Below are 25,758 nucleotides of genomic sequence, written 5' to 3' on the forward strand. Positions count from 1 at the left end.
TAACATCATCGTCGTTTTTTGCCAGATGTTTCTAGAATGTGGAAGATATAAAAAACACGTCGAATGCGAGTGGGACAATTTGTAACATGACTGATTTTATTTCTTACCTGTATAATTCAATCGGTCGTATTACGAACCTTAAACCTGTTAATGTGCTTGTATTTTTAATACCAAAGAAATGCTGTTCAATGCAGTTGTGTATAATACATTCTTTAATGTCGAACAGTGTTAAACACCTAGACCATCCGAGTTTTGTTATTTCTTTGTCATATCCTTGTCTTTTATTTGTTTTTATAGCTATTGACTTTTTAGTCTTTTAGTTTGTATTTTTTATTAATTACAGTTGGTTAGTGGTTTTTTTAGATTTTATGAAACTCTTTTATGTCATGGTTTAGTGATTTCTTAATTAATAACATGTACTTCTTTAATTGTTAATATTATTATTTATATGATTTTTTATCTACTTTATTCTAAATGCAAGAGAGATGTTTCTGTATTTATATAACTCAGATGAAAATATACTATCGGAAATTAATTTTCATATTTAAGGTTAATAATGAAAAAGAAAGTTTTATCAGCACTTTTTTTATTAGGTGTATCAGGAATGTCATTTGCCAATTCAAATAGTGCGGAATTAGTAAAAGGTCCGAACAATTTTGTAACATGTGCAAAATATGATGCAATGATTGATCTTATGGTTAATAAAGGTGCCATGACCTATGATGAAGCTGCTATTGTTAAGTGTAGCAATGAAATTGATTGGGACTGGGAGTGGTCAGTAAACACTTGGGGTTACTGGATCCATAAAGACAGCGAAACAACCTATACTCTTAATTTCAAAGGTTCTAACTATGAAGCGGCTGAAAGATTTAAATTAGAAATTGATAAAGCGATAAGTAATAACAATCAAGAGCTTTTCCAAATTCGTATGGGAAGAAATGCACAGTTCTCAAACATTGTGAGCATCGCAAGTGTTTCTGATATTCGTAAAGTTAATGATAGCGCTGATGAAGATGGTATTAAATATAAATGGGCTGTAACTATTGATACAAATCAGCCAATTAATGAACCAGCGGATAATTGGGCAGGCTCACAAAGAAACTTCTTTAAATTTAAAATGGCAAGTTACTAATTATAACCCAATAAAGTGGAAATGTTATTTATTGTTTACATTTTCTACATTATTATGATTAATTAACTATTACCTAGAAAAAGAAACGCCTTATTTAATTTACATTAAATATATTCATATTATATGAGGATTTTTATTGTAAGTCAGGTAAGGCTTTTTTAAATATGCAATGTTTAAATGTGAAATTAGACTATATAAACTTTTATGTAAAACCTATCAACTTTACTATCAGTAAGCTTGCCACACTGAAAAATTAAAATGACGTCAAAGCCGTCTAAACAACCTTCTTTATGTATCACAGCACAGTTAGCTCCACATTCATTAGGTTGAGGGTCGATTACATACATATCAAGTTTTGTGGTATTTTTTGATACCCAATAGCCTTCAATTTTGAGTAATTTATTACTTATTTTTTATCAGTCTATATATTCGAAAAAATAATAATTCCTAGCGCATAAAATATAAAATTATTCATGTAAATTCCTATCAATATATGTGCTTGATACGATAATATGCTACATGAGTGATCGTATTTCTCTGTGGGTATTTAGCTGTTAATGGACTTATTTTAAAAGGAAAGAATAAATGATGAAAAACTACTTAAAACTTTTATTAGCTTGGTTGATTTTATTGCCAGTTTCTTCCTATGCTGATGAACAAGCTGAGATTATTTTCCAAATAATCAATGAGCGTATGAGCTATATGCCTGATGTTGCAATCTATAAGGCTAACCATGGGTTACCTATTGAAGATTTAGCCAGGGAGTCGATAGTATTAGAAAAGGCGGTAGCGACAAGTGAAAAATATGGACTGGAACAGAACAGTATAAAAACACTAGTTAAATCACTAATGTCATCTGCAAAAGTGATTCAATATCGTGTTAGAGCTGATGCCCTTAGCCAGAAAAGCCAAGTCTCAGCTCCGAGAGAGTTAAAAACGGTAGTTCGTCCTGCGTTAATCAAATTAGGGGATAATTTAAACAATAAACTTTATCAATACCTTAAATCTGGACGCTTTTTCTCTGATAGCCAGTACGATACTTTTAAAAAAGCAGTATCTAATCCGTATTTAGAGGAAAGAGACAAAAAAATGATATTTGATGCTTTAACTAAAGTTAAGTTGAATAGTTAGCGTTAAATATTGTTAATGAAATACTGTTAGTAATATGATTAAAAACTGCCCATTAATAGTAGGTTTTATTTGATAAACTTAAAAAAGTTGAAATAACGCTTTGATAAAAATGTGGCTTTCTGTATAAGAGGTGCTCTGAAAGAATAAGTTATAAATTTGGCTAATTTAAGTGAGTTCTAAAATAAATAAAATTACGCATGTACTAACGTTAATATGCGTTGGAATGGTTTCATTGGTTATTTACCCTATTCATGCTTGGGCAATCATTAATGGAGAATCCATTGTATGGGCTGAGAACGATAACACCGTCTCTTTGATTAATTGTACTGGAACTCGTATTGGTCGTCATTATGTACTGACGGCTGCACATTGTTTTGATGATGAGCAAGAACGCTATTATTTGGCTGATGCTCACCATCAATATGAGCGCGCTATCGTTGATAAAGTTGTGATTCATCCAAATTATTCGCCCTTACACCCTCTCAGTGAGGATGTGGCGATACTTACTTTATCTGAGATAACGGATGTGGCACGAATACAGTTCTTTAAAGATCTTACGTTACCAACGTATATTAAGGGAACACGGATAAGCGTTGATGGCTTTGGAGGAAAGCGTATACCAGAGCGGGCCCGTTTTAAATTAACTACAATGGATGAGAAGTATCCATTCAATATAGAGGCTGAAAAAGTAGGAATAGCGCATACTGAATCTGGGGATTCGGGAGCGGCTTGGATTAATCAAGACAATGAAATCATAGCCGTTCATCAAGCAATAGGAGTGCACACTATTGCTGGGACAGATCTTTATTTTGCGTCCGATTTTATTCTAGATAACATTAATGGTTGGCATTACCCGACCATTGCTACTGTATCTGAGCATACTACTATTGAAGTTCAATCATTACATCGAAATGTTATATCAGATAGTGCTTATGTCAGGGGTGACGTTGTGCTTAATGTTGATGAAAGTACATGTTTGAAAGGGCCAATTAAACCATTTGAACGCTGTACATACGTTATCGAAAATACAGGAGGTAGCGGAGAGCTTTATCTTTCGAGGACAGAAGTTATCCGATTAACGAAAGGAGATGATGTTAACAATAGTTCTGGTAATAACACGAATGATATAAAGCCAAAGCCTCTTCCTATTACCAATAATCCAGATGCAGAGCAGGTTCATGGTAAGTCTGGTGGTTCGATTGGGCTTGCTTCTCTTCTATTAATGTTGGGATTGAGTTTGATACGTAAAAGGTTTTCTACTTAATTTGGTTGTTATTTATTTCAAGTTCAATTGTCGTAAGGTGGGGTGATGTTCTCTCGTGGATATTTTACTAAGCTCGATCCTCTATTTGCACCTTTGAAGCCACTTTAGATCTGCCGAGAGGCACATTATCTGTATACCCAAGTAGCTGATGTTACTTGGGTATATTTAACTTTCTATGTTCAGAAATGATAAAAGTACGCTCTAGTGTACGTTAGTATTTGAACCCAACTTATCGAGGTCATCACAATAGAAGGGGCCACTGAATTCCAATAGTGCTTGCGGCATGGTGATGGTTTCTACGAGTTGTCTGTTCTCGAATAACGTTACGTTGACCTTTGCTTTCATCGATTTCATGTATTTTTGTTCCCCACCAAAAATAATGACAGATGGAAAAGCAAGAGAATAGAAGTCAGAAAGGTCGGACATAACTTCCATGACCATGCTTTGGTTGAATTTATTCATTTCGACTTTCAAATAACCTGCACAGCTATCGATCTCCCTCTTTACTGAAAGGTTGCCTATCGCAGGGTAAAAAATCAGATCGTATTGATCTGAAATATACCGCCCCGCCCATAATTCAATCGATGAGGTGCCGATTTGAGCTCCGGTGAACATATAATAGAGTTCGTCTGAGAGCCCCATGGTATAGACCATCCCTGCACTGGATTCTTTGTCATACCAGCCTTTATCTAACTGTGCGTAACCTCGTCCGGAAAAAGACTCCTCACCGTTAAAAAACTGGTATTGAATCGGTGTTCCAACAGTATAAAGAAACCATTTACCGCCGACACCGGGAATATCAGGAATGAAGCTAAATGGAGTTTGTCCTGGGTTTCTTCCCGGCCAGTAATGTGCATGTTCACCATCCCAACTCATGGAAAAGTGGAACTGATCATAATTGACATTCACTGTGTGCTTATTGGCGCTAATAACGCCGGGGATCTCGTAATGAAATTGTTCTGCATCGTCAAAGCCCTCTAGGATCAAATCATCACTGAATATGTCGTACTTGATGGTTTTGCCGTTAATCGGTGTAAAAGCGAGATGAACATAACCTTTTGGTGTGGGTTCAGTAAAATCAGGAGCGATGTAAGTCTGTAAACTGATTTTAAAATAACCGACCTCAGGAACAGAAATATTATAGAACCATTGCTCAGCCCAAGTTTGCTCTGAACTAGGTTGATGAGGACGAATGTCGTCGAGAGTCGTTGCTAAGCTGTTCAATGATAACAATGAGCACCACAGAAAAAGCAGGGAAGATAATATGCGCATATATAAGATTGCCTTGTTTAGCTGGTGGATATTCAAGCGTCGAACTCCTGTCAACGCTTGAATAAATGATGATGGGTTATTAACCCATCATCAACGGTTTACAAATGACTGTTTGTAAGGAACAGGTTCAATATTAACGGCAAATCCTTGCTTCAGTGAAGTGCAAGCCAGGTTGACAGGTGGTGCCTGTTTGACAGTGAGAATCTTCTTGGCAATAACATTCTCCACGCAGGTTACATCCTGGCTTTAAGCTATCTGCTTGTGGAATTTCTCCACTCGCTCGACGCCAGAATGGATTGCTAAACACATCATAAGGGTCGAGCTCGGCCTTCGCTTGTAAGAATTCTGACCACATAGGAAAACGTGATGGCATTTCTTCAAAAATGGCGACCGAGTTTTTGCCCCAATGTGGTCGAGCATCGTATTTACGTAGTGACATTTGCTCGATTTCAAGGTTCACAAAATAATTCTTAGGCTCTCTGTTGCCTTCTTGTCTTAATGTGTACTCGATGCCGACAAATGCGGTTTCACGACCTGCACTCATACCTAGGTAACTCTTAGAGGCTTTACCAAATCTAAAATAGATACCATTGAGCGGGAAACAAGTTCGTGGGTGCTTAGCGACAATTTGGCGTACGTCTCGAATCCAATCAGGTAAGCGTTCGATGTCTATGGCCACCTCTTGAAGGGCGATGGGTAATCTATCCCAAATACATTGATTGGGATCTTTGCATTTGAAATATTGCATTTGATCTGAGTAGCCAACAGGTTCTGAAACTAGGTCACCAGATACGCTATCACGAAAGTAAGATTTAGCTCTTGCATTGTATCGTGCGGTTGCAGCCAGACATTGTAGGCCAGAGCCAGGGAACTCATGAGCGGCGTTAAATAGCAAACCAAAGAAAAACTCTTCAGCATCGCTAACATCAGCTTGAGCGTTATAAGCTTGACCTGGTGTCCCCGCTGGAACAGGGTTGTAGAGGGTAGTTGTGTAGCGGCCAAGACCAGGGAACCAAGCAATATTCGCTGAGTAGTTATTTCTTGCGATTTCGAGTACTTTATCTTCTAAGCCGGTATCATCTCGATAACCTTTTACTTCGGCACTGACTTTAAATGCATCTTCGAGCGCTAAGGTTGCCTCGACAACGACTCCTAATACCCCTAAGTTGACTCTTGCCGCATCGAGTAAATCGCCATTCAGTACTCTGATGTTGCCTTGCCCATCGACGACTTTGAGTTCGGTGACGTAATCCGCCAACATATTACTTGGCTTTGCTAATGTAGAGCCATGAGTGCCACTCCCTAGCATGCCCCCAATAGTAAAGATAGCCAGTTCGGTCACCATATTAATCGCATAGCCTTGTTGACGGAGGAAGTCGTTGAGATCGTTAAATCTTAGACCTGCCTCGACGGTGATGCGCTTGGTGTTTGAATCGAAATGGAGAATTTTATTCATATTACTCAGCGTGATCTGAACTTGATCATCACCAGCGCAAGCCGCATCAATTTGGCTGGCAAATTTGTGGTTGCCAGTCATCACTTTTTTGCCTCGAACTAAGGCATCTTTAACAATGTTTTGTATTTCTTCAATGTTATTGGGCTCATAAATCGCCTCAGGGTAGCAAGTATAAGTCCCTTGATAGTTCGAGAGAGCAGGGCCAACCGTTGATGATGCTTGAACAGAGGTGCTGCCTAAGCCCATAGAGAGAAGAAAAGCACTCAAGGCCGTGGTTGTTACGTTCATTAAAAACTTCCTTATTTATTTTGCTGTTGTATTTGTGGTGTTGTTTCTACATTGTTGTGTTTGTTGTGTTTGTTGTGTTTGTTGTGTTCGGCTATGTTTAGAGCCTGCGCTGTGGCAAACTTTCGAAAGTATCGTCAACCAAATCTCGGTAGAATATATTGTTCGATCACATCTTTTACTGAGCTCCGGTGGCTGCTGGCTTTAGAGCGAAAGAAGTCCCCCACATTGGCGTTGTATACATCGAAGGGCCTTGGTCCTATATGGGCGACCCAGAGAGCATGATTGGTTGTGGCAAAGTTCAGTTGTGGATGACCTAAAATTGCGAGTGGGCCTTGCGCAAGATGTTGGGCATCAAAAATCCAAATTTCTTTGCCATTACCGGTAGCATGGGTGGGACTATTGCGTACGACAGCGGTGAAAATGTAACCATCATCTTGAGCGTGGCTGTTTTTTCGCGGCATAAATTGAGGTGTTCTCATCACGCAATCGGCAGGAAACTGATACGCATCCGTTAGGCGCATGGCTAAGCAATCCATATGTACTAAAGCCGAAGGTTGATCGTTCTGCGGTAAGTTATCATTTGTGTATAAACGGTTAGGGTAATCTTCGTAGGCATTAGCAACACGTTGAAGTACATGATCTTTTCGGTAACCAACAGCGGCCCAATAAATATGTTCAAATTGTTCAGGGAATTGAAAATGTCCGCGATATGCTGGGTCATTCATATCCCAGAACAATTTATCGTCGCGAATTAAATGGAAATCGCTGGTAATTTCTCTTACTGAGAGAGGTTGGACGTCGATTCTTGCTCTGACCAACCCACCAACGTCAATGGGGGCCGCTGGGTAACCCGCTAATTGATCGGGTACTCTTCCGCCGAAGATACGTTTATCTCTCGAATATTGAGGTTCAGATTTGTCCATCGCTCCCAGATATTGACCATAAAGGGTGATTTCATTTTCTGAGTCGTCGTAATTGCACATGATGTCAGATGTGTCGAAGTCCAATTCGAGGTAATCGGCAATAACAAACTCTCGTCCTAGCTGTAAATCGGCTTTACGAATGACCCAAACCGGGGTTCGATGTTGCTGCGGCTGAACGGAGCGAGTTCCCATCATTCGAAGTGGTTCAACTTGAGCTGCGGTTTCGAATACTAGTACATGGTGACGGGTTACCCCGAGTGAATGTGCTGTTGCAGCAATAAAGGCAGGGTGACCATCACGGCCAAAAATACGCCAGCTTTGGAGTGGGTGGTATTTGTCCCATTTAATTAAATGAATAAAGCCGTTTTTTGTTCCTGTATTCGCGACATTGCCACCGTAATTAATCGTGAAGCATTCGTCAGATTCTAGGTCAAAATATGGGTGACCCGTGGTTCTAATTTGTGGGAAAAGCCACTTATCAGGTATAAAACTATCCATCCAAGGAGGAAGGCTGCTTTGCCACTCGTTATAGTGCCCAATTGGGGTTATAAGATCCAAGCTTAAGGCGTCAAATTCATAGGGAACACCGCCTTCGTAGCTGAGTGCAAAACGGTTATTGCCTAAGTAATTTGGTGCTGTATTGCAGTAGTTAACAAAGCCCATAGAGGGGCTGTAATAGGCCAATCCACCGAGTAATCTGAATTTATCGAACCCCCAGTCAATGTGCTGCTGCATAATTGCAGAGGGGGTATCAATCATTTTACGCAGAAATGTCACCTTCTCTGGTGAGAAATCAATTCGAGTTAAGGCGCCACGTCCACTTGGGCTTAAATGATCAGGCTCTAGAGGGATACCCTCAGCAAAAAAGATGTGGCCATTAATATCATTTGGTACCTGCCCATAAATCAAGTGGAGATCTCCAGAAGATGACTCTAAACTTCCCTGCATAATGGATGTGGGAAATACACTGCTGTCTGTGCTGGGGTTTGCAAGTAATTGATGAGGGAAAAAGCTGGCCCCCGCTATGCCTTTGAGGAAGGTACGTCTCTTCATATTTTTTTAATCATTTCGTTAGCGATGATTTTAAAAATAGAAGAGTTTTATGTCGTAAAATGATTAAGTTTCAAAACTATGAATTACAGCAGATAAAAATTGCAAATATTTAAACTGATTACAATGATTTTGATCAATAGTGAATTTTCGTAGCTAAAGAATAGAGAATAGAGAATAGAGAATAGAGAATAGAGAATAAAAGGCATAGATCAAACGAGGGGGCCGTTAGCTGATTTATGCCTTTGAGAGTGAACGAGAGCGTTCACCACAGAGTTTTAACGGTTTTCCAGCCTCAGTTCACCCGTTACTTTAGTTAAACGAAGTGCGACAGCAAAGCAAATTAAGTAGGGGCTGACATACCAAAAAATGCGCTCTAAAGGATGTTTGATTTGGGCAAGTTTGGTTTGTTCATATTGTGTTTTCTGTTTTTGATATTCGTCAACCATACCTTGGACCCAAACCACATCATCTTTTGCCCAATCACTATTAGGTGCAGAAGCGAAAAGTTGATTGTGGCTGATCTTGGGGAGTTGTTTGAACTCAAGAAATTTTAGATATTTTGCTACCGACAAATACCAACGGCATGCCTCATTATAAGTTTGTTGCTCTGTTGCAGGGATTAAGCCTGAGCAGAACTCACTTTTGATTTGCTGGACTGAGTAGTCTTGAATCGCTTCGAGAATGGTGACTGCTCGTGTTTGTTCAGTTTGAGCCCAATTGTCTGCAACAGAGGAACGAATTTCTGAGACTGCTCCTAGCATGCCAACTCCTGCGATGATAGGCCAAAGGTAATCAACATACTTCCATTTTCTTTTACAGAAATTCCGTCCACACCAAATGGGTAAATGGAAGACCAGAGCAAGGATGAGGGTGAGCAGGACAAAGTGGACCGAATCGGAGAGCATAAATTCGCTCTCGTAAAAGCTTTCCATAGGTAAATGACAACCTTAAACTGTTGGATAAAAATTTTTTTTAAAGGAACTTGAACGGCCTGTATCATGCCGATTTCTTGGCTATTCTTCAACTTTTACTCTGTGGTATAGAGGTACTGAAATGGGTAGAAGAATGAAAAGGGAGTGAATAAATAGATTTGAGTTGACTGTATAGATGATAGTTAAATAGTCAAAAGATTAACTAAAAGCTAAGTAATATGAAGGGTGATTTTACTACCACCCTATTCTGAATAGTGTTATGTGACACTATTAAATTTATTACAATGACTTAACATTTTTATTTAGTGGCTATAACACCACAAACCATTCTTGCACCACCACCGCCAAGTCGAGCAGGATGATCAGAGTGATTATCACCACCAGCATGAATCATCAACGAGCGATCTTTTAGATCACTGAGTTTAATTCGAGGTGCCAACACAGGTTGTACTGCCTTACCATCTGCGTCGACAAATAATGGTGGTAGATCGCCTAAGTGGTTACCCTCTGTCCAAGGTAGTCCATGTTTATTGGTCTTAGCAGGATCATAATGACCACCAGCTGCGCCACCCATGACTGTTTTACCATTTTTTTCAGCTGATTCACATGAAGGGTTTGTATGAATATGGAATCCATGTAGACCCGCAGTTAAGCCTTCAAGGTTTGGAGTAAAAACGGTGCCATATTCCGTTTCTGTCGCTGTAATAGAACCGGATATTGCTCCACTGTTCAAGTCAATCATTTCTACTTTGATTTGTTCAGCAAGAGTACTGAAAGAAGAGGTTAAGCATAAGATCGAAAGTACCGCTTTTAGTTTCATTTTTTGGTTACCTTATGTCGTGAATAAATCCACTTAATGTGATAAAAAATAAACTTTGCCAGTAGATAAATTTTACTGGCAAAGCTTTTGGGTTTCTAATTGTTATTTTTCTTTACGGATGAGATAATCAAATGCGCCTAGGCTTGCTTTTGCACCTTCGCCCATCGCAATGATGATCTGTTTGTAAGGAACAGTTGTTGCGTCACCCGCTGCAAACACACCTTCAAGACTAGTATCGCCACGGCTACCGACTGTAATTTCGCCGCGCTCAGATAGGGCTACTTCTGAATCTTTTAGCCATTCAGTGTTGGGTACTAGACCGATTTGAACAAAGATACCTGACAGTTCAATTTCTTTGATTTCATCCGTGTTGCGATCTCTGTATTTCAAGCTTGTTACTCGATTACCGTCGCCCATTACTTCTGTAGTTTGCGCCATTGTTATAATGTCTACGTTTGACAATGAGTTCGCTTTGTCGATAAGCACTTGGTCTGCGCGAAGTACGTCTGCAAATTCAAGAACCGTTACGTGTTCTACGATACCTGCAAGGTCGATAGCAGCTTCGATACCTGAGTTACCGCCACCAATAACCGCGGTTTTCTTGCCTTTGAACAGTGGACCGTCACAGTGTGGGCAGTACGCGACGCCTTTGTTGCGATATTCCTGCTCACCCGGAACATTCATTTCACGCCAGCGTGCTCCTGGGCTTAGGATAACACTCTTACTTTTCAGCGTTGCACCACTTTCAAGTTGGATGTGAATCAAACCATCTTCTGTGTGTGCTGCACCCATTAGTTTCTCAGCTTGTTGCTCTGTCACTACGTCTACGTTGTATTCCTTTAGATGTTCCGCTAGGTCAGTTGCCAGTTTTGGACCTTCAGTGCGTTTTACCGAAATGAAGTTCTCAATTGCCATGGTGTCCATAACTTGACCACCAAAGCGCTTAGCAACAACGCCAGTGCGAATACCTTTACGAGCAGCGTATAGAGCAGCTGCGCTACCACCAGGACCACCGCCGACAACAAGTACGTCGTATGGGTCTTTTTCGCTCAGTGCTTTTGCCGCTTTCTCGCTCGCGCTGTCATCGACTTTGTTTAGAATTTCAGTCAGAGACATACGACCTTGACCCAATAGCTCACCGTTTACGAATACACTTGGTACGGCCATGATGTCGCGTTGTTTCACTTCATCTTGGAACAAGCCACCGTCGATCATGGTTGTTTTTATTTTCGGGTTGATCGCCGCCATCATGTTGAACGCTTGAACAACGTCCGGACAGTTTTGGCACGACAGTGAAATGAAGATTTCTACTTCTAGATCTTTGTCTAGTGCTGCGATTTGCTCGATCACTTCTGGTTCTAGTTTGATTGGGTGACCGCCAGAGTGAAGCAGTGCCAATACTAGAGAGGTAAATTCGTGACCCATTGGCAAACCTGCAAAGCGTAGAGCTGTGCCTTTAGCTGGGTTAGTTACCGCCATCACTGGTTTACGTGCGCTTGCATCGTCGTCACGCTCGACGGTGATTAGGTCGCTCATCTCCGCGATTTGGTTAGCCAGAGACAAAATGTCATTCGATGCTTTGCTTTCATCTAGACTAACCACTAAACGAACGTCTTCTTTTACATTAGCCAGATATTGTTTGAGTTGTTGTTGGATCGCTTGGTCTAACATGGTTGTTACTACCTTAATTAAAACTAAAAAGTGGTTACTGTAGATAAAACCTGAGGGGGGAGAGGGCAAATCAGGCAGAAGGTCGTCAAGGTATCTAACCTGAAGTGCTCTCTCATTCAGTTCTAATCAGAAAAAAGAAATCGGTAACTGATTAGAACTTAAATTTCAGTGGCTTAGATTTTGCCAACTAAGTCTAATGATGGCGCTAGTGTTTCTTCACCTTCTTTCCATTTTGCTGGGCAAACTTCGCCTGGGTGCGCTGCTACGTATTGAGCTGCTTTCACTTTACGTAGCAGGTCTTCTGCGTCACGACCGATACCTTCAGCAGTGATTTCCATTGCTTGGATAGTACCTTCTGGGTCGATTAGGAACGTTGCACGGTCTGCAAGACCTTGACCTTCACGCATCACACCAAAGTTGTTTGTGATGTTGCCTGTTTGGTCGCCAAGCATGTAGTACTGAATCTTACCGATTGTGTCTGAGCTGTCGTGCCATGCTTTGTGAGTGAAGTGTGTGTCAGTTGATACTGAGTAAACTTCTACGCCACGTTTTTGTAGCTCTTCGTAGTGGTCTGCTAGGTCGCCCAGTTCTGTTGGACATACAAACGTAAAGTCTGCTGGGTAGAAGAAGAATACGGCCCATTTACCTAGAACGTCTTGTTCTGTTACTTCAACGAATTCGCCGTTTTTGTACGCTGTAGCTGCAAATGGTTTGATTTGAGTATTAATCATAATTTACTTTCCTTTGAATGCTTTAAGCTGAGATGTTTGTTGCTTTCGGAAAGTATATTCTCATCGGAGTGTGTTTAAGGGAAATTGATTGAAGCTATCTTATTGATAGCTTCTTCCTATTTAGCAAAGTAGGAGTGAAGGGAAATAAAAATGTTATATGCCCAAGTGCCCCCAATATATCTGATTCAGAGCAAGATCACTGAGTTGAGTTTAAAGAAGACAACTCAGTGGAATAGCAAACTCTTTCCAAGTTGTCTGATACAAGAAATCGGCTGACTAATATGCTTTCAAGGGCGAGCCTACTTAGCTCTTATACTTTGTTAACAATTCTCAATGTAGGCTTCCTATATCTACTAATCGTCACTGCGCCAGAGAGCTAAGGTCGTCTCTCGATATTTCATTAACTTTTAACTATCTTTGCTAGTAGTCAGGCTCAGCTTGGTGTTTTTTTAGTAAGCGATAATTAGTAATTTCACCCTTCTGTATTTTGGCCAAATAGTCTTGTATTTCTTGTTTGACAATCGGTGCGTAAAAATAAAGTCCAAGCACGTTAGGTAAGGCAATAAGAAAGACTAATGCATCAGAAAATTGCAATACAGCGTCAAGTTGTATCATGCTGCCAAGGACGATAAAACTGCAAAATATCAGTTTAAAAATGTTTTGGGTCAAGGCTTGTTCACCAAATAGATAAGTCCAGCCTTTTAAGCCGTAATAAGACCAAGCAATGGTGGTTGAAAAAGCAAATAGTAAAGCAGCAATCGCAAGAGGATAAGGAGCCCAAGCTAAATGGTAAGCAAACACAGCAGAGGTTAACTCAATTCCAATCAGGTCACTATTGATGAGACCTGTCGGGTAAGCGGTTGAAATAATGACTAGTGCACTCAAACTGCAAATGATAATGGTGTCAATTAAAGGCTCAAATAATGACACTAAGCCTTCCGATGCGGGTTCATTGGTTTGAACGGCAGAATGAGCAATCGAAGAGGAGCCAATGCCTGCTTCATTAGAGAAAACCGCGCGTTGAAAACCAACAATAAGTGCCCCTATTGCTCCACCAGTGACGCTTTCTGTTGTAAAGGCACTGGAAACAATCAAGGCACAGGCTGCGGGAAGGTGTTGCGCACTCATCATCAAAATTACGCATGCAGAAACAACGTAAAGGAAGGCCATAATAGGGACCAATTTTGCGGTAACTTTGGCAATAGAACGTATACCACCGAGAATAACTAATGAAACTAAAAGCGCCATGAAAATACCAAACAGCCAACCTTTATCAGAAAAAAAACTCTCATTACCTCCCGTGACAGTTAACAGTTGGGCATAAGCCTGATTAGACTGAAACATATTACCGATTCCCAAACATCCTATCACTAGAGCAAAGGCGTAAAATCCTCCTAAGCACTTTCCCAGTGTTGGCAAATTACGTTGTTTGAGAAAATGTTCAAGGTAAAACATTGGCCCACCTGAAATGCTCCCATCAGAGTTTACCCTACGGTACTTAACTCCCAAGGTACATTCTACTAATTTAGTCGACATACTGAGAAATCCTGCGACGATGAGCCAGAAAGTGGCGCCAGGTCCACCTAAACTTATTGCCACAGCAACTCCACCAATATTACCGATACCCACAGTGCCTGACACTGCCGTTGCAACGGCTTGGAAGTGAGAGATTTCTCCTGTTGCGTTAGGATCACTATAGTCACCACGAATCAGACGAAAAGCGATAGGTAAACCTCTTAAATTCATAAAACCGAGGTAGAAAGTGAAGAATATGCCAGCAATGCTGAGCCATAAAACGATCAGAGGGGCAGGGAAGCCAAATAAGCTTATTTTGTAAAAGATAATAGAAGATAACCACTCTGTTAAGGGTGATATCCAAATATTAACTTTATCATCAATGGTCATATCAAGCGCACCAGCAGAAACTGTGCAAGGTATAGTCATCATAATTAAATAAAAGCAGAGTTGACGAGGATCTCTTAATGACATTTTTAGCATATATAGGGTTTATGATTGATGACTTTATTTAATGCATCATAAATAAAAGGTCGGATTACTCTTAGAGCCAGAGTTATGTTAATTATGGTGACAATATTGAAATACTTTATTAACAAATAAAGGAATTAGGTTGTGAAGCAGCTATTTTATATGGATTTTAAAGTGGGTATTAGTTTGCAAACGCAAATTAAAGAGATGCTTGTGACGACCATTCTCGATGGACATATTAATACTGGTGATGCTTTACCTTCATGTCGTGAACTAGCGAAAACACTAGGGGTATCGAGAAATACGGTGGTTTTAGCTTACGATAAATTAATAGAAGAAGGTTATGTTATTGCACGTGAAAGAAAAGGTTTTTTTGTGCATTTGACTTTTAGTGAATGTCAGGCAAAGTCTAACCCACCATCGAGCTTCTCGGGAGAGCAGCTGGATTGGTCGACTAAGCTGCGAATTAAGCCCTCTCATCAAGAACATTTAAAGAAACCGAAATCTTGGCGTGATTGTCAATTTCCTTTTATTTATGGACAACCTGATTGTGATTTTTTTCCCATAAGAGAGTGGAGAGAGTCTGTCCTTAGGACAACACAGAGCATACAAACTAAAGCATGGTTAAAAGATGACGTGGATAAAGATGACCCGTTACTCATTGAACAACTGAGAACACGTATCTTAGCTCGTAGAGGTGTACGCTGCCATCAGGATGAAATTTTGCTTACAGTGGGGACGCAGCATTGTTTATTCATGCTAAGTCAACTTATTGGAGGCAAAGGTGTACGTTTAGGGGTTGAAAATCCTGGTTATCCTGATGCTCGGCATATTTTTGAACTCAACCAAACTGACCTATGCCCTTTACCTATCGATCATGAAGGTTTGATAATTAATGATTTAATTGACGATTGTGATTGCTTATTTGTTACGCCAAGTCATCAATCACCTTCGACAGTCACTTTACCGCTAAAAAGACGTTTAGCATTATTAGATAAAGCAAAACACAACGATATCGTTATTATTGAAGATGACTATGAATGTGAGCTTAACTTCTACAATACACCAACGCCGGCATTAAAAAGCTTGGATAAAGATGGGCGAGTGATTTACGTTGGTAGTTTATCGAAGACATTGGCACCAGGCTTGAGATTGGGATATATGGTCGCCCCTGCTGATTTAATAACAGAAGCACGAGCATTGAGGCGCTTGATGATGCGACATACACCAGCTAACAACCAAAGAGCATTGGCTTTTTTTCTGGCTAGCGGACATCACGATACGATGGTATATCGTTTGAAGCAGCGTTATGTTGAGCGGGCTGAATGTTTACAGAATGCTTTGAATCAATGGTTGCCTGAAGTGACGATTGCCCCATTTTTGGGAGGAAGTTCAGTCTGGTTGAAGGGACCGAAGGGGATGGATAGTAAACTTCTACAACAAGAAGCACTTAAGAAGGGGGTATTTATTGAAACAGGCTACGAACATTTTTATGGCTCTTATCCGTTAGAAGATGCAAAACGCTATTTCCGCTTGGGGTTTTCTTTGATTAAAACGGATGACATTTTTCTTGGCATCCGTTTATTATCACAAGCGATGGAGCGAACTGTGTCTGATGTTCGCTTTGCTGAGCTCAGTGTTTAGTTAATTACACGCCATGCTTTCAGGTGGCAGTAACATTAAGTCCTTCTCGATTTCTGAGAGTGCTTTATCGATGCTTTGAACCATAATATCTATTTCATATTTCTGAGTGATTAGCGCAGGACTGAGGCAAAGGGTGTTATTAAAGGAGCTGAATGAACGATTTGTTCGACCAATGATCACGCCTGAGCCCATACAATGTGCGACCACCGCTGCTGCAATACTTTCATCGACAGGCTGCTTGCTTTGCTTGTTTTGTACTAATTCAATACCAACAAAAAGACCTTTACCTCGAACGTCACCGATCAATGGGTGTTTTCCTTTTAACTTGATCATTTGTGACTTAAGATAATCACCCTGAATCTGCGCATTTTCAACTAAGTGTTCTCGCTCGATTATCTCGAGATTGACAAGGGCTGCAGTTGGACCAGCTGTACATCCACCGAAGGTTGAGATATCACGAAAGTAATCCATGCGCTGGTTGGTATCTTTATCATGAATCATCTGATAAACACGTTCTGTAGTCACGGTGCAGGATATTGCCGCATAGCCAGATGCCAACCCCTTGGCCATGGTTACAATGTCCGGTTCAATGCCATAGTGTTGATAGCCAAACCAAGCACCTGTTCTTCCTAAGCCGCATACAACTTCATCGATATGGAGCAGCACATCATATTGACGGCAAATTTCCTGAATGCGTTGCCAATAGCCACTAGGTGCTTCTATGACTCCACCACCTGCTGTGATAGGCTCCAAACAAATTGCACCAACGGTTTCAGGCCCTTCTTGTAAAATAATTCTTTCTACTTCATTTGCGGCTTTAAGGCCATAATCTTCAATATCTCCCCATTGTGAGCGATATTGACAGCAATGAGGTACTTCAATAAAGCCAGGAGTAAAAGGGCCATATTGTTGCCTCCTTTCCTCTTGTCCTGTCGCACTTAAACAACTGATAGTGGTACCATGGTAATCACGTTCGCGATATAAAATTTTGTATTTCTTACCACCAAACTTTTTGGCTGCAATTTGTCTTACCAATTTGAATGCTTTTTCATTGGCTTCAGAACCCGAGTTTGAATAATAAACTCGGCTCATTCCAGGCATTTTTTCCAATAACTTGGTAGCAAATTGTGTCGCAGGTATATTGCTAAAAGACTGTGCAAAGTAATTCATTTTGATTAATTGATCGCGAACCGCATTAGCGATCTCTTCTCTGCCGTAGCCAACATTAACCGACCAAACTCCTCCTGATACTGCATCTAGATATTGTTTGCCATTGATATCCCACACATACATCCCTTCACCTCTTTCTATTGTCATTGGTAAGGCATGATCTGGTTTCATATGGTGCCACACATTATCAGAATCCCGTTTTAAAGGTGTTGAAGTGTTGGTGTCTTTCATAGCTGACCCTTTGTGTTCGTTATAAATATATTTAGGTATGACTCGCATTTAGAGATAACGACAGGTAAAAGCAGTAGACGTATTTGCCTGTTTATCTACTCGATCCTGTCGAGTCTACTCAGTTCAAGGCCATCATGACTAGGGCCAGATCAGAGTTGAATATAAGTCCAGATCTGGCCCTAATGAAACGTTCTACTTGGCTCTAAGTGGCGGAGAAACTCTCTAATAAACTGAGAATTGTTTAGCTTGTTGGCCTTTAGGGATGAGAACGATCTACTACCAAAGGTCATTGATTTCAATTCGTTCATTTGATTGTAAATAGTTAGAGATAGGAAAAATTATGGCATCGTTTTTTCAGGTAGAAAATCCATACAACCATGAGATTGTCGGGCAGTTTGAGTTTAGTCATTGGAAAGACATTGAGTACGGCCTATCCTTGCTCCGTAAAGGTCGCAAAACGCAAGCCACATTAAGAGCGTTTCAACGAGCAGATATACTGAATAAGTTGGCTGGCCTGTTGGAGACTCATGCTGAATCTTTAGCTAAAATAATTACAGCAGAAACAGGAAAAACTATTTCAGATAGCCGTGTGGAACTTACCAGAGCAATCAATACAACCATCGCAAGCAGCGAAGAAGCAAGGCAGATACAAGGGGAGGTTCTGGATTCAGATGCTTATGCTCCTGAACGTCGTCGAACTGGTATTGTTCGTTGGGCTCCAATTGGTACTGTTCTGTGCATTACTCCATTTAATTTCCCAATTAATATCGCTATGCATAAAATTGGCCCTGCCTTTGCGGCGGGTAATCGAATTATTCTTAAGCCTGCCCCGATCAATTTTGCCTCAACTCAAAAATTAGTCTCTTTATGTTATGAAGCTGGTATTCCTCAAGAGGTGTTACAAATCATGGTACCTGATCTTCCTGATATGGCTGAGTTGATCCGTCATTCTGATGTGAATGCGATCAATTTTACGGGGGGACACCACGCCGCTGAGGCAATTTCAGCACAGGCGGGATATAAGAAAATGCTATTTGAACTAGGCGGCAGTGACCCATTAATTGTTATGCCCGACGGGGATATTCAAGCTGCAGTCAATGTTGCTATTCAACAACGCTTTGCTACTGCAGGCCAACGTTGTACTGCAGCTAAGCGAATCTTTGTTCACCGTCATGTTTACGCTGAATTTCGTGAAAAATTGATTAAGAATAGCGCTGAATTAAAAGTCGGTGATCCTTCACTTGAAGAGACGTTTGTTGGGCCTTTGGTCAATAAAAAAGCGGCGGATCATATCCAGTCTGTTATCCAACAGACTGTAAAAATGGGGGCCACGATTGCTTTAGGAGGCCATCGAGAAGGTAATATTATCTTCCCAACAATACTTGAGCAGGTGCCGGATGAAAGCCCAATTATGTCGGAAGAAGTTTTTGGACCTGTGATACCTCTTCGCCAATTTGAAACCTTGGAAGATATCATTCCAATCATAAATTGTAGTGAATATGGCTTACAGGCAGGTGTTTTTACCAAAGACCTAAATGTTATTCATCGTTTATATGATGAACTTGAGGTAGGGACATTAGCCGTCAATGATGGTCCTGGTTTCCGGGCTGAACATTTCCCATTTGGTGGTGTAAAACATAGTGGGATCGGGCGTGAAGGAATAAAGTATGCGATCCGTGAAATGTCAGTTATGAAAACTTTGGTGCTTTGAGCAAAGTAGCGTTACTCCGGTAAAGATCAATTCTTAACAAAACCACCTCTGAAGAGGTGGTTTTATTTTTTAAATAACCCCTATGTTTAGGTTGCTTACTGGCTTTTAGGCTTTTTTCTTATTCAAACCAATCGTTAAGATCGACCATCTTCACGCATTGTGGCCATTTGTTAAATCGGTCTTTGTTACCACAACCATGAATAGGGTTACCGGCGAGATCGATAGGGGTGTTTGCTTTATTGACATCGCAGTCGCCGTGTATATTCTCGCTCATATCATTGACAACGGGGCTATTGTATCGGTTAACCCTAACATTTCTTGCTCGTGGTAGGCCGTTATTCATCGTATTTGACAGTAAAGTGGCTTGGCTAAATAGTGGAGTCACCGCTTTTTGACCATTTGGCAGTGTTTTCGCACAGTCACCTAGGTAGGTAATTTGATAACTGATGGGATTCGCTTCGGGGATGAGGCCAATCGAGAAATCATCTTGGCTACATACCCCATTTTTGCTGATTCTTTGACACGATAGCTTGGAATTTTTACCAAGCCATAAGCCAGTGTCTACATGAATCATGTAATCCTTGCCTACTTGTAGACTATTGGTATCAATACCAACGCCGCTGTAGTAATAAGGAGTAAGTGGGAAACCATGATCTTCAATGCGTGCATAATATTTATGTGAGACACCATGTAAGAGACCTGCACCACTCCCTTGCAGGGCATTACCGACCAGCCCCCCAGATAAATCGGCTAGCTTAGAATCTTTAGGATGCTCTGAAGATTTAGGCTCGATTTTAGGTGCGAAAACAGCGAGTACTTCGCTCTCATCTGGGACATTGTAAATTGCCCCACAGGAATGCATATTGTTAGCAACAAGATACACGCCATAGCTTTCTTCACTGCCGCACTGGCCTTTTTCATTCAGGTCCCAATCGTTATTTGCGCCTTCGCCATTAAAGTGAGATTCGGTATTGAACTGAGCCAAAATCTCGTTATTTTCTAAATCTCGAATAGTCCAATTAACTGCTACCTTACCATTGACATAAATATCATGAGAAATAACCTCTGTATCGCAATAAGTGCCGTGGCTATCACTATAAATAATGAAATTAGTATCTTGAGTATCGACATCATTAGTATCCCAAATGGTTTGCTTTATTTGGACCAATAAATCTTGAGTTGTAGGCTCGATTAAATTGACACAAGCCTTTTCAGTCGCAGTACCATAGGTCGATAAAATGTTTGCGGAGACGGCAGTAGAAATAAATATCATTGGAATGGATAAAGCGGTTGTTACTATTTTCATTACTTATCTCACTATTTGTTAAGGGGGGACAAAACAAATCTAGCATGACGTCAAGTAACAGGGAATTTATATAAATTGGTCTCTATCCCAAAAAAAATACGAATAAAATACATCAATATCAAAATTTAAATAATAGTTATAACACAATTTTTGGAATGCGTTGTTTTAATTTAATTTATTACTTCTCAAATCATTAAAAATGATTTCATCATTAATTCTCATGGGATTTTCTAAATTTCTAATAGGAGATTTAATTTGATTTTATTAAATTTTTCAATAAGATTGAATTGTGCATAGATAGCTGTTTTTATTTAAAAAAGCAGACGTTTTATTTTTGTTAATAGAGTTTTTATACTATTTGTTTGACAGGTAAAGTTATAAAGATAAATGACAATAAGATTATTTTTTATTTATGATATATTTAATAAGGCTGTAATTATGAAAAAGAACCAAGTGCTCATACTTTCTTTTGTGTCGTTATTTTCAGCATTTTCAAATGCATATGTTAAGCCTGAAAGTAAATTAGACATTTCAGTAACCGAACTAAGGAAGATTTCTTCTATTTCAGTTGGCCATGATGGTAGCTGGTATATTGGTGCCGATGCGGGGTGGGGCCTAAATGGTTGCCCTGATGTGACATCAATGAGAATTGTTTATAATCACTACCTTAAAGAGGACTACATCAAAATTCTATCGATGATCAATGATTACTCGACCGTTAAAGTGAGCGCAAACGCAGTATGTGCTTCTGATAATAACTTTGTTATTGATGTACAGAAATTTATAACAGTTCACAAACCAAAATAGTGGTAAAAATCAGGGCTGACTATTGAGCCCTGATTTCAAATTTTCTCAAGTTTTTAATTGTTTGCCTTCTTTGATTTTACCCGGCAGATTTCAGACTTGTCGCATCGAAACCCTTTCAATTGAGAATTGATGAATAGAGTTTGTAGAGCAATGTAATCTTTGCCTAGATCTGGATTAGGATTTGGAATCGCTTGCTTTGAGACGCTTAAACCCTCCTGAGTCTCCCAAGGGTACAGTTTCTCTATATCGGATGCATAAGTTACCCCTTGAGCCGTGAAAGTGACTCCCAGACCATATCCGTAAGGTTGCTCAACGTCATTTGAGGCCAGTATATTTCTGCCCCCTAATGAATAGTACTCCGTATTTGACAAGCTATATGAGTAAAGGGTTGGGAAGATATCGCGATGTGATCCTACTCTGCTCTTATCATAGCGGTAATGACTGTTCTCAAGGATCACTTTAGGGATGTACATATAAAGTGGAACGGAGTGGGCAGTCCCTAAGTCTTGAGGGAAAGCGATGGAGTACTCACGTAAACGGTGATCACCAGAAGCAGCGATCAAGGTTTTATCACCAAGTGGAGAGGCTTTGATTGCACTGACAAAGTTACCAAGGGAATTGGCGGCATACTGGTAAGTCTCGTGAATCTTTCTTACATGGGACTCCTCTTTCTGCATTTTATCGATTGAATACTGGCTGACTTCAATCGGCTTTGGTGTGTACGAGCTTGGAATCTGGTAAGGTGGATGATTGGTTTGCGTTTGGATCATCAACATAATAGGCTGCTTACTGTTTTGTAGTAGCTGTTCTGCAAACTGAAAGGTATGTTCATCCGCAGCGCCCCAAGTATTACTGTATTGCTTAGACTCAGGAATGGCCTGATAAATATCGCCTTCAGAATAAAACTCATCCACACCTTGTGTTGGTAGGTAATACTTCAAGTTTCTCCATAAAGGACTGCCACCCGTAACGTAGACAATTTTATAACCTGATTTTTTATAGGGTTCAAAAGCGTTATGATGAAGAACGGTCTTTTGCTCACTACCGTGACTGATGGTGCCATTATTACTATTGAACAGCATCATAACGATACTATTGATAGTACCTCCTGTACCGGCAAGAATTCGATCAAAACTAAAGTCTTGATTATAGTTAGCTCTCAGGGCACCAAGAAGATCAGTATTGGGGTTTTTATCTTCAATCAGTAAGTTTCCACCCATGCTTTCCATTAAAGCAAACACCACATGTGGCTGATTTTGTTCAAGGTAAGGGTTAGTATCTGTGCGATATACAGGGCTATCTTGGCCAAGTACCTTACTGACTTGCTGGTCGTATTGGTTTTGTGAAACAGGATGGAACTTTTGACTCTTCTTTCTATTACTGCGGGCCCAGTCTAAAGCGAGCAGCGCATTTGGGGTCGTTTTATTAAGAACCTCATAGTTTGATACATTGGCATGATATTGCTTAAGAGGAAAAGTACCGAGTGAACCACGAGCAAAGAATACGTAAACCACAATGGTGAACAAAATGGATAATGTCGTCATCAGAACACTACGGCGTGGCCAAGCGAGTGTATCAATGCGTTTCCAAGCAAGTTGGATGATTTTACCCGCAATCACCGTAATCAGTAGAGCGCAAAAGAAAGAGCGAATGATTGGGTAATCTTGCCACATCGTTTTAAGTACGGCTAAGGTATCATCTTCCGCTAGCCCAAAAATAAAAATATCAAAATGGTTCGCGTACGTTTTGTAGTAATAGTAATTACCAATAGAAAGAGCGGCCGTAAGGAAAAAGATGCAGCGACTGTATCCAACAATTCCTCGAGTTATGTAATTAAAGAACCGTGTCCCCGAGAGGAGCAAGCCGACTAAAAAAAGAGGTGCGAAAGCGATGGTGGCAGCTCGCATGTCGAAGCGGAATCCGACAAAAACCGAATTAAAATAGTCGCTAAGAACATTGTTGATGGCATGCCAATCACCCACAGTAAAAGTGAAGATTAGCCTAAAAAGGGAAAGTGTCAGAGCTAAAAGGCCGACTTGCAACCAGATAATTCTGAAAAGTTTACGTGAGTTTTCTTGAAACATTGTATCAAAGGCTTCCTATACAGAGTTGCGAGATGAGGTAAATAAGTATTTTGACAAAGTTGCCTTTATTTTACCTTCAGGCTAGAAATTATTCCTGATTATAACATTGACACATGTTTTACTGTTACTTGTATTTTTAAATACAAAACTAATTTGATTTTGTCAAAATATAAGATGAAAGTGATACTGAAAGGTGATCATATTTGTAATAAGAGCGTTTTACTCACTATTGGCTGGTGTACCTAAAGCAGGGAGTAAAACGCTACTCTTTAACTTAAAATATCGATAAAAGATAATTAGTTTTTAAAAAAACGGTTGTAAATAAATAATAAAATAAAGGCACCGAGTGTGGCAGTAATAATGCTACCTATGTTTACGCCATCAGCACCACCTAAACCAATAAAGCTGCCTAAAAAGCCTCCTACAAACGCACCAGCAATACCAAGTAACATGGTTGCTATCCAACCACCTCCGTCTTTACCTGGCATTAACCACTTTGCGAGTGCACCAGCAATGAGGCCAAGAATAATCCAAGAAAAAAATCCCATGAGTTCTCCTTTAGCAAAATACAACTCGAACCTATCTTAATCTATCGATAATAATCTTAGTCTATTGAAGAAAAATAGTATATGTAGTGACGTATTTATAACCACCTTAACCGTGATTAAAATGGGCTGATTCTTCGGCATCGCTTCCATTTAAAACTGGATGCTTGGCAAAGAAATTAATGCAATGCTGAAGGTCGGCTAGCAATAAATCTGCAAGATCTCGACTAAATCCGTGGCGAACTAAAATGCGCATAATGACCAAGTCTTCACGTTCAGCAGGCATCGCGTAGGCTGCAATTTGCCATCCACGAGAGCGAATGCGATCAGATAAATCGTATAAATTAAAGCCGGGGTTAGCTCCTGATTTTAAGCTCCAGCTCAGAGCAGGTATTCCACCATGACCGTCATAAATGATCTCGAACATGCCTAGTTTATCGATTTCTTTTGCTAAGTAGCGAGCATTATCGTAACAAGCTTGATGAATCTTGTGATAGCCCTCCCTGCCAAGGCGTAGGAAGTTATAATACTGCGCAATGATTTGCCCTCCTGGACGTGAGAAATTAAGCGCAAAAGTTGGCATGTTACCGCCGAGGTAATTGACATTGAAAATCAAGTCCTTGTGCAAGGCATCTGCATCTCGCCAAACAACCCAGCCGACACCAAGTGGAGAAAGACCGAATTTGTGCCCTGAAGCATTGATGGATTTTACTCTAGGTAAGCGGAAGTCCCATTCAAGATCAGGATCACAAAAAGGTGCTAAGAAGCCACCACTGGCTGCATCAACATGGATGGGGATATCTAACCCCGTTTCTTGCTGTAACTTATCCAGTGCTTCATGCACCTCTTTAACGGGTTCATATTGGCAAGTGAAGGTCACACCTAATGTCGGGACGACACCAATCGTATTTTCATCGCAGCGTTTAATCACCTCTTCTGGCGTCATGATTAAGCGATCACCTTGCATTGGTATCTCACGCAACTCAATATCCCAGTAACGGGCGAACTTGTGCCAGCAAACTTGTACAGGACCACAAATAAGATTAGGGCGGTCGGTCGGTTTACCCTGTTGCTTCATTTTTTCGCGCCAAGCCCATTTTAAAGCCATTCCACCAAGCATCGCAGCTTCACTTGAGCCTGTTGTCGAGCAACCCATAGGATTCTCTGCGTTAGGAGCGTGCCAAAGATCTGCCAGCATATGAACACAGCGAGATTCAAGCTCTGCGGTTTGAGGATATTCATCCTTGTCAATCATGTTTTTATCAATACATTCATCCATCAGTTTATGAACTTCATCTTCAATCCACGTTTGGCAAAATGTGGCGAGATTCTGACGAGAATTGCCATCTAGCATTAATTCATCATGTACAACCTGGTAGGCATTGGAGGCGGAGTGTTCATTTTCTGGAATTCGGTATTTTGGCATCACGACAGAAAGGTCTTTAGAGGAGTATATGTCGTCGTAGATGAAACCTTTTAAAGCTGATTTTTTATGAAGCGGCATCTTCTAATCCTTTATCGAATTGGAAAGGTAATTTCTCACCTCCAATCATATCAATGCGCATAGAACACTATTTCATGAGTGCCATCACACATCATTG

General features: G+C 40.4%; 19 protein-coding genes. 6 read left to right on the forward strand and 13 right to left on the reverse strand.

Going from position 1 to position 25,758, the window contains the following annotated elements; all coding sequences use genetic code 11:
• The first annotated feature begins 556 nt into the window (after positions 1–556).
• From VSA01S_RS02575 to VSA01S_RS02585, 3 genes are all read left to right on the forward strand, one after another.
• Entirely contained in the window at positions 557–1,132 is a 576-nt protein-coding gene (locus VSA01S_RS02575) for a hypothetical protein (protein ID WP_039983101.1), read from the forward strand.
• A 585-nt stretch (positions 1,133–1,717) separates the two neighbouring features.
• A complete protein-coding gene (aroQ, locus tag VSA01S_RS02580; protein ID WP_039983103.1) occupies positions 1,718–2,263 on the forward strand; it encodes a gamma subclass chorismate mutase AroQ in 546 nt (181 codons plus the stop codon).
• A gap of 223 nt (positions 2,264–2,486) precedes the next feature.
• Positions 2,487–3,527 carry a trypsin-like serine peptidase gene (locus tag VSA01S_RS02585; RefSeq protein WP_039983105.1) on the forward strand — a complete coding sequence of 347 codons (1,041 nt, stop codon included), beginning with the start codon at positions 2,487–2,489 and terminating at the stop codon, positions 3,525–3,527.
• Positions 3,528–3,728: 201 nt separating this feature from the next.
• Here VSA01S_RS02585 and VSA01S_RS02590 read toward each other — a convergent pair whose 3' ends face one another.
• The 8 genes from VSA01S_RS02590 to VSA01S_RS02625 all read right to left on the reverse strand — a co-directional run bounded on the left by VSA01S_RS02590 (position 3,729) and on the right by VSA01S_RS02625 (position 14,578).
• Positions 3,729–4,799: a hypothetical protein gene (locus VSA01S_RS02590; RefSeq protein ID WP_039983107.1), complete on the reverse strand. Its 1,071-nt coding sequence runs from the start codon at positions 4,797–4,799 to the stop codon at positions 3,729–3,731.
• Positions 4,800–4,932: 133 nt separating this feature from the next.
• Complete coding sequence (locus tag VSA01S_RS02595) at positions 4,933–6,543, reverse strand: FAD-binding protein (protein ID WP_039983108.1); 1,611 nt, start codon at positions 6,541–6,543, stop codon at positions 4,933–4,935.
• Positions 6,544–6,677: 134 nt separating this feature from the next.
• Positions 6,678–8,519, reverse strand: a complete 1,842-nt coding sequence (locus tag VSA01S_RS02600) for a carotenoid oxygenase family protein (protein ID WP_039983110.1) — start codon at positions 8,517–8,519, stop codon at positions 6,678–6,680.
• A gap of 275 nt (positions 8,520–8,794) precedes the next feature.
• Entirely contained in the window at positions 8,795–9,451 is a 657-nt protein-coding gene (locus VSA01S_RS02605) for a hypothetical protein (RefSeq protein WP_039983112.1), read from the reverse strand.
• A gap of 298 nt (positions 9,452–9,749) precedes the next feature.
• Positions 9,750–10,271, reverse strand: coding sequence for a superoxide dismutase family protein (sodC, locus tag VSA01S_RS02610; RefSeq protein WP_039983113.1), 522 nt, complete (start codon positions 10,269–10,271; stop codon positions 9,750–9,752).
• A 102-nt stretch (positions 10,272–10,373) separates the two neighbouring features.
• A complete protein-coding gene (ahpF, locus tag VSA01S_RS02615) occupies positions 10,374–11,942 on the reverse strand; it encodes an alkyl hydroperoxide reductase subunit F (protein ID WP_039983115.1) in 1,569 nt (522 codons plus the stop codon).
• Positions 11,943–12,115: 173 nt separating this feature from the next.
• A complete protein-coding gene (gene ahpC, locus VSA01S_RS02620; protein ID WP_005374632.1) occupies positions 12,116–12,673 on the reverse strand; it encodes an alkyl hydroperoxide reductase subunit C in 558 nt (185 codons plus the stop codon).
• A 420-nt stretch (positions 12,674–13,093) separates the two neighbouring features.
• The gene (locus tag VSA01S_RS02625; RefSeq protein WP_039983121.1) at positions 13,094–14,578 is read right to left on the reverse strand and encodes an alanine/glycine:cation symporter family protein; all 1,485 of its coding nucleotides are present in this window, start codon (positions 14,576–14,578) and stop codon (positions 13,094–13,096) included.
• A gap of 225 nt (positions 14,579–14,803) precedes the next feature.
• Here VSA01S_RS02625 and pdxR point away from each other — a divergent pair, with 225 nt between their 5' ends.
• Entirely contained in the window at positions 14,804–16,303 is a 1,500-nt protein-coding gene (gene pdxR, locus VSA01S_RS02630) for a MocR-like pyridoxine biosynthesis transcription factor PdxR (RefSeq protein WP_039983116.1), read from the forward strand.
• Here the strand turns inward: pdxR and VSA01S_RS02635 are convergent, their stop codons facing one another.
• A complete protein-coding gene (locus VSA01S_RS02635) occupies positions 16,304–17,704 on the reverse strand; it encodes an aminotransferase family protein (RefSeq protein WP_050567451.1) in 1,401 nt (466 codons plus the stop codon).
• Positions 17,705–18,044: 340 nt separating this feature from the next.
• Here VSA01S_RS02635 and safD point away from each other — a divergent pair, with 340 nt between their 5' ends.
• Positions 18,045–19,415, forward strand: coding sequence for a sulfoacetaldehyde dehydrogenase SafD (gene safD, locus VSA01S_RS02640; protein WP_039983118.1), 1,371 nt, complete (start codon positions 18,045–18,047; stop codon positions 19,413–19,415).
• 118 nt (positions 19,416–19,533) lie between these two features.
• Here safD and VSA01S_RS02645 read toward each other — a convergent pair whose 3' ends face one another.
• Entirely contained in the window at positions 19,534–20,721 is a 1,188-nt protein-coding gene (locus tag VSA01S_RS02645) for a hypothetical protein (protein WP_039983120.1), read from the reverse strand.
• 438 nt (positions 20,722–21,159) lie between these two features.
• Between VSA01S_RS02645 and VSA01S_RS02650 the strand changes: the two genes are divergently transcribed.
• Positions 21,160–21,528, forward strand: a complete 369-nt coding sequence (locus VSA01S_RS02650) for a hypothetical protein (RefSeq protein ID WP_039983962.1) — start codon at positions 21,160–21,162, stop codon at positions 21,526–21,528.
• A gap of 53 nt (positions 21,529–21,581) precedes the next feature.
• On the opposite strand, the gene VSA01S_RS02655 is transcribed toward VSA01S_RS02650, so the two are convergent.
• The 3 genes from VSA01S_RS02655 to gad all read right to left on the reverse strand — a co-directional run bounded on the left by VSA01S_RS02655 (position 21,582) and on the right by gad (position 25,661).
• A complete protein-coding gene (locus tag VSA01S_RS02655; protein ID WP_050567513.1) occupies positions 21,582–23,612 on the reverse strand; it encodes an LTA synthase family protein in 2,031 nt (676 codons plus the stop codon).
• A gap of 296 nt (positions 23,613–23,908) precedes the next feature.
• Entirely contained in the window at positions 23,909–24,160 is a 252-nt protein-coding gene (locus VSA01S_RS02660) for a GlsB/YeaQ/YmgE family stress response membrane protein (RefSeq protein ID WP_039980608.1), read from the reverse strand.
• 106 nt (positions 24,161–24,266) lie between these two features.
• The gene (gene gad / locus VSA01S_RS02665; RefSeq protein ID WP_039980607.1) at positions 24,267–25,661 is read right to left on the reverse strand and encodes a glutamate decarboxylase; all 1,395 of its coding nucleotides are present in this window, start codon (positions 25,659–25,661) and stop codon (positions 24,267–24,269) included.
• Between the last annotated feature and the right edge of the window lie 97 nt (positions 25,662–25,758).

The sequence above is a fragment of the Vibrio sagamiensis NBRC 104589 genome (genome assembly GCF_007990935.1).
In the GTDB taxonomy this organism is placed as follows: domain Bacteria; phylum Pseudomonadota; class Gammaproteobacteria; order Enterobacterales; family Vibrionaceae; genus Vibrio; species Vibrio sagamiensis.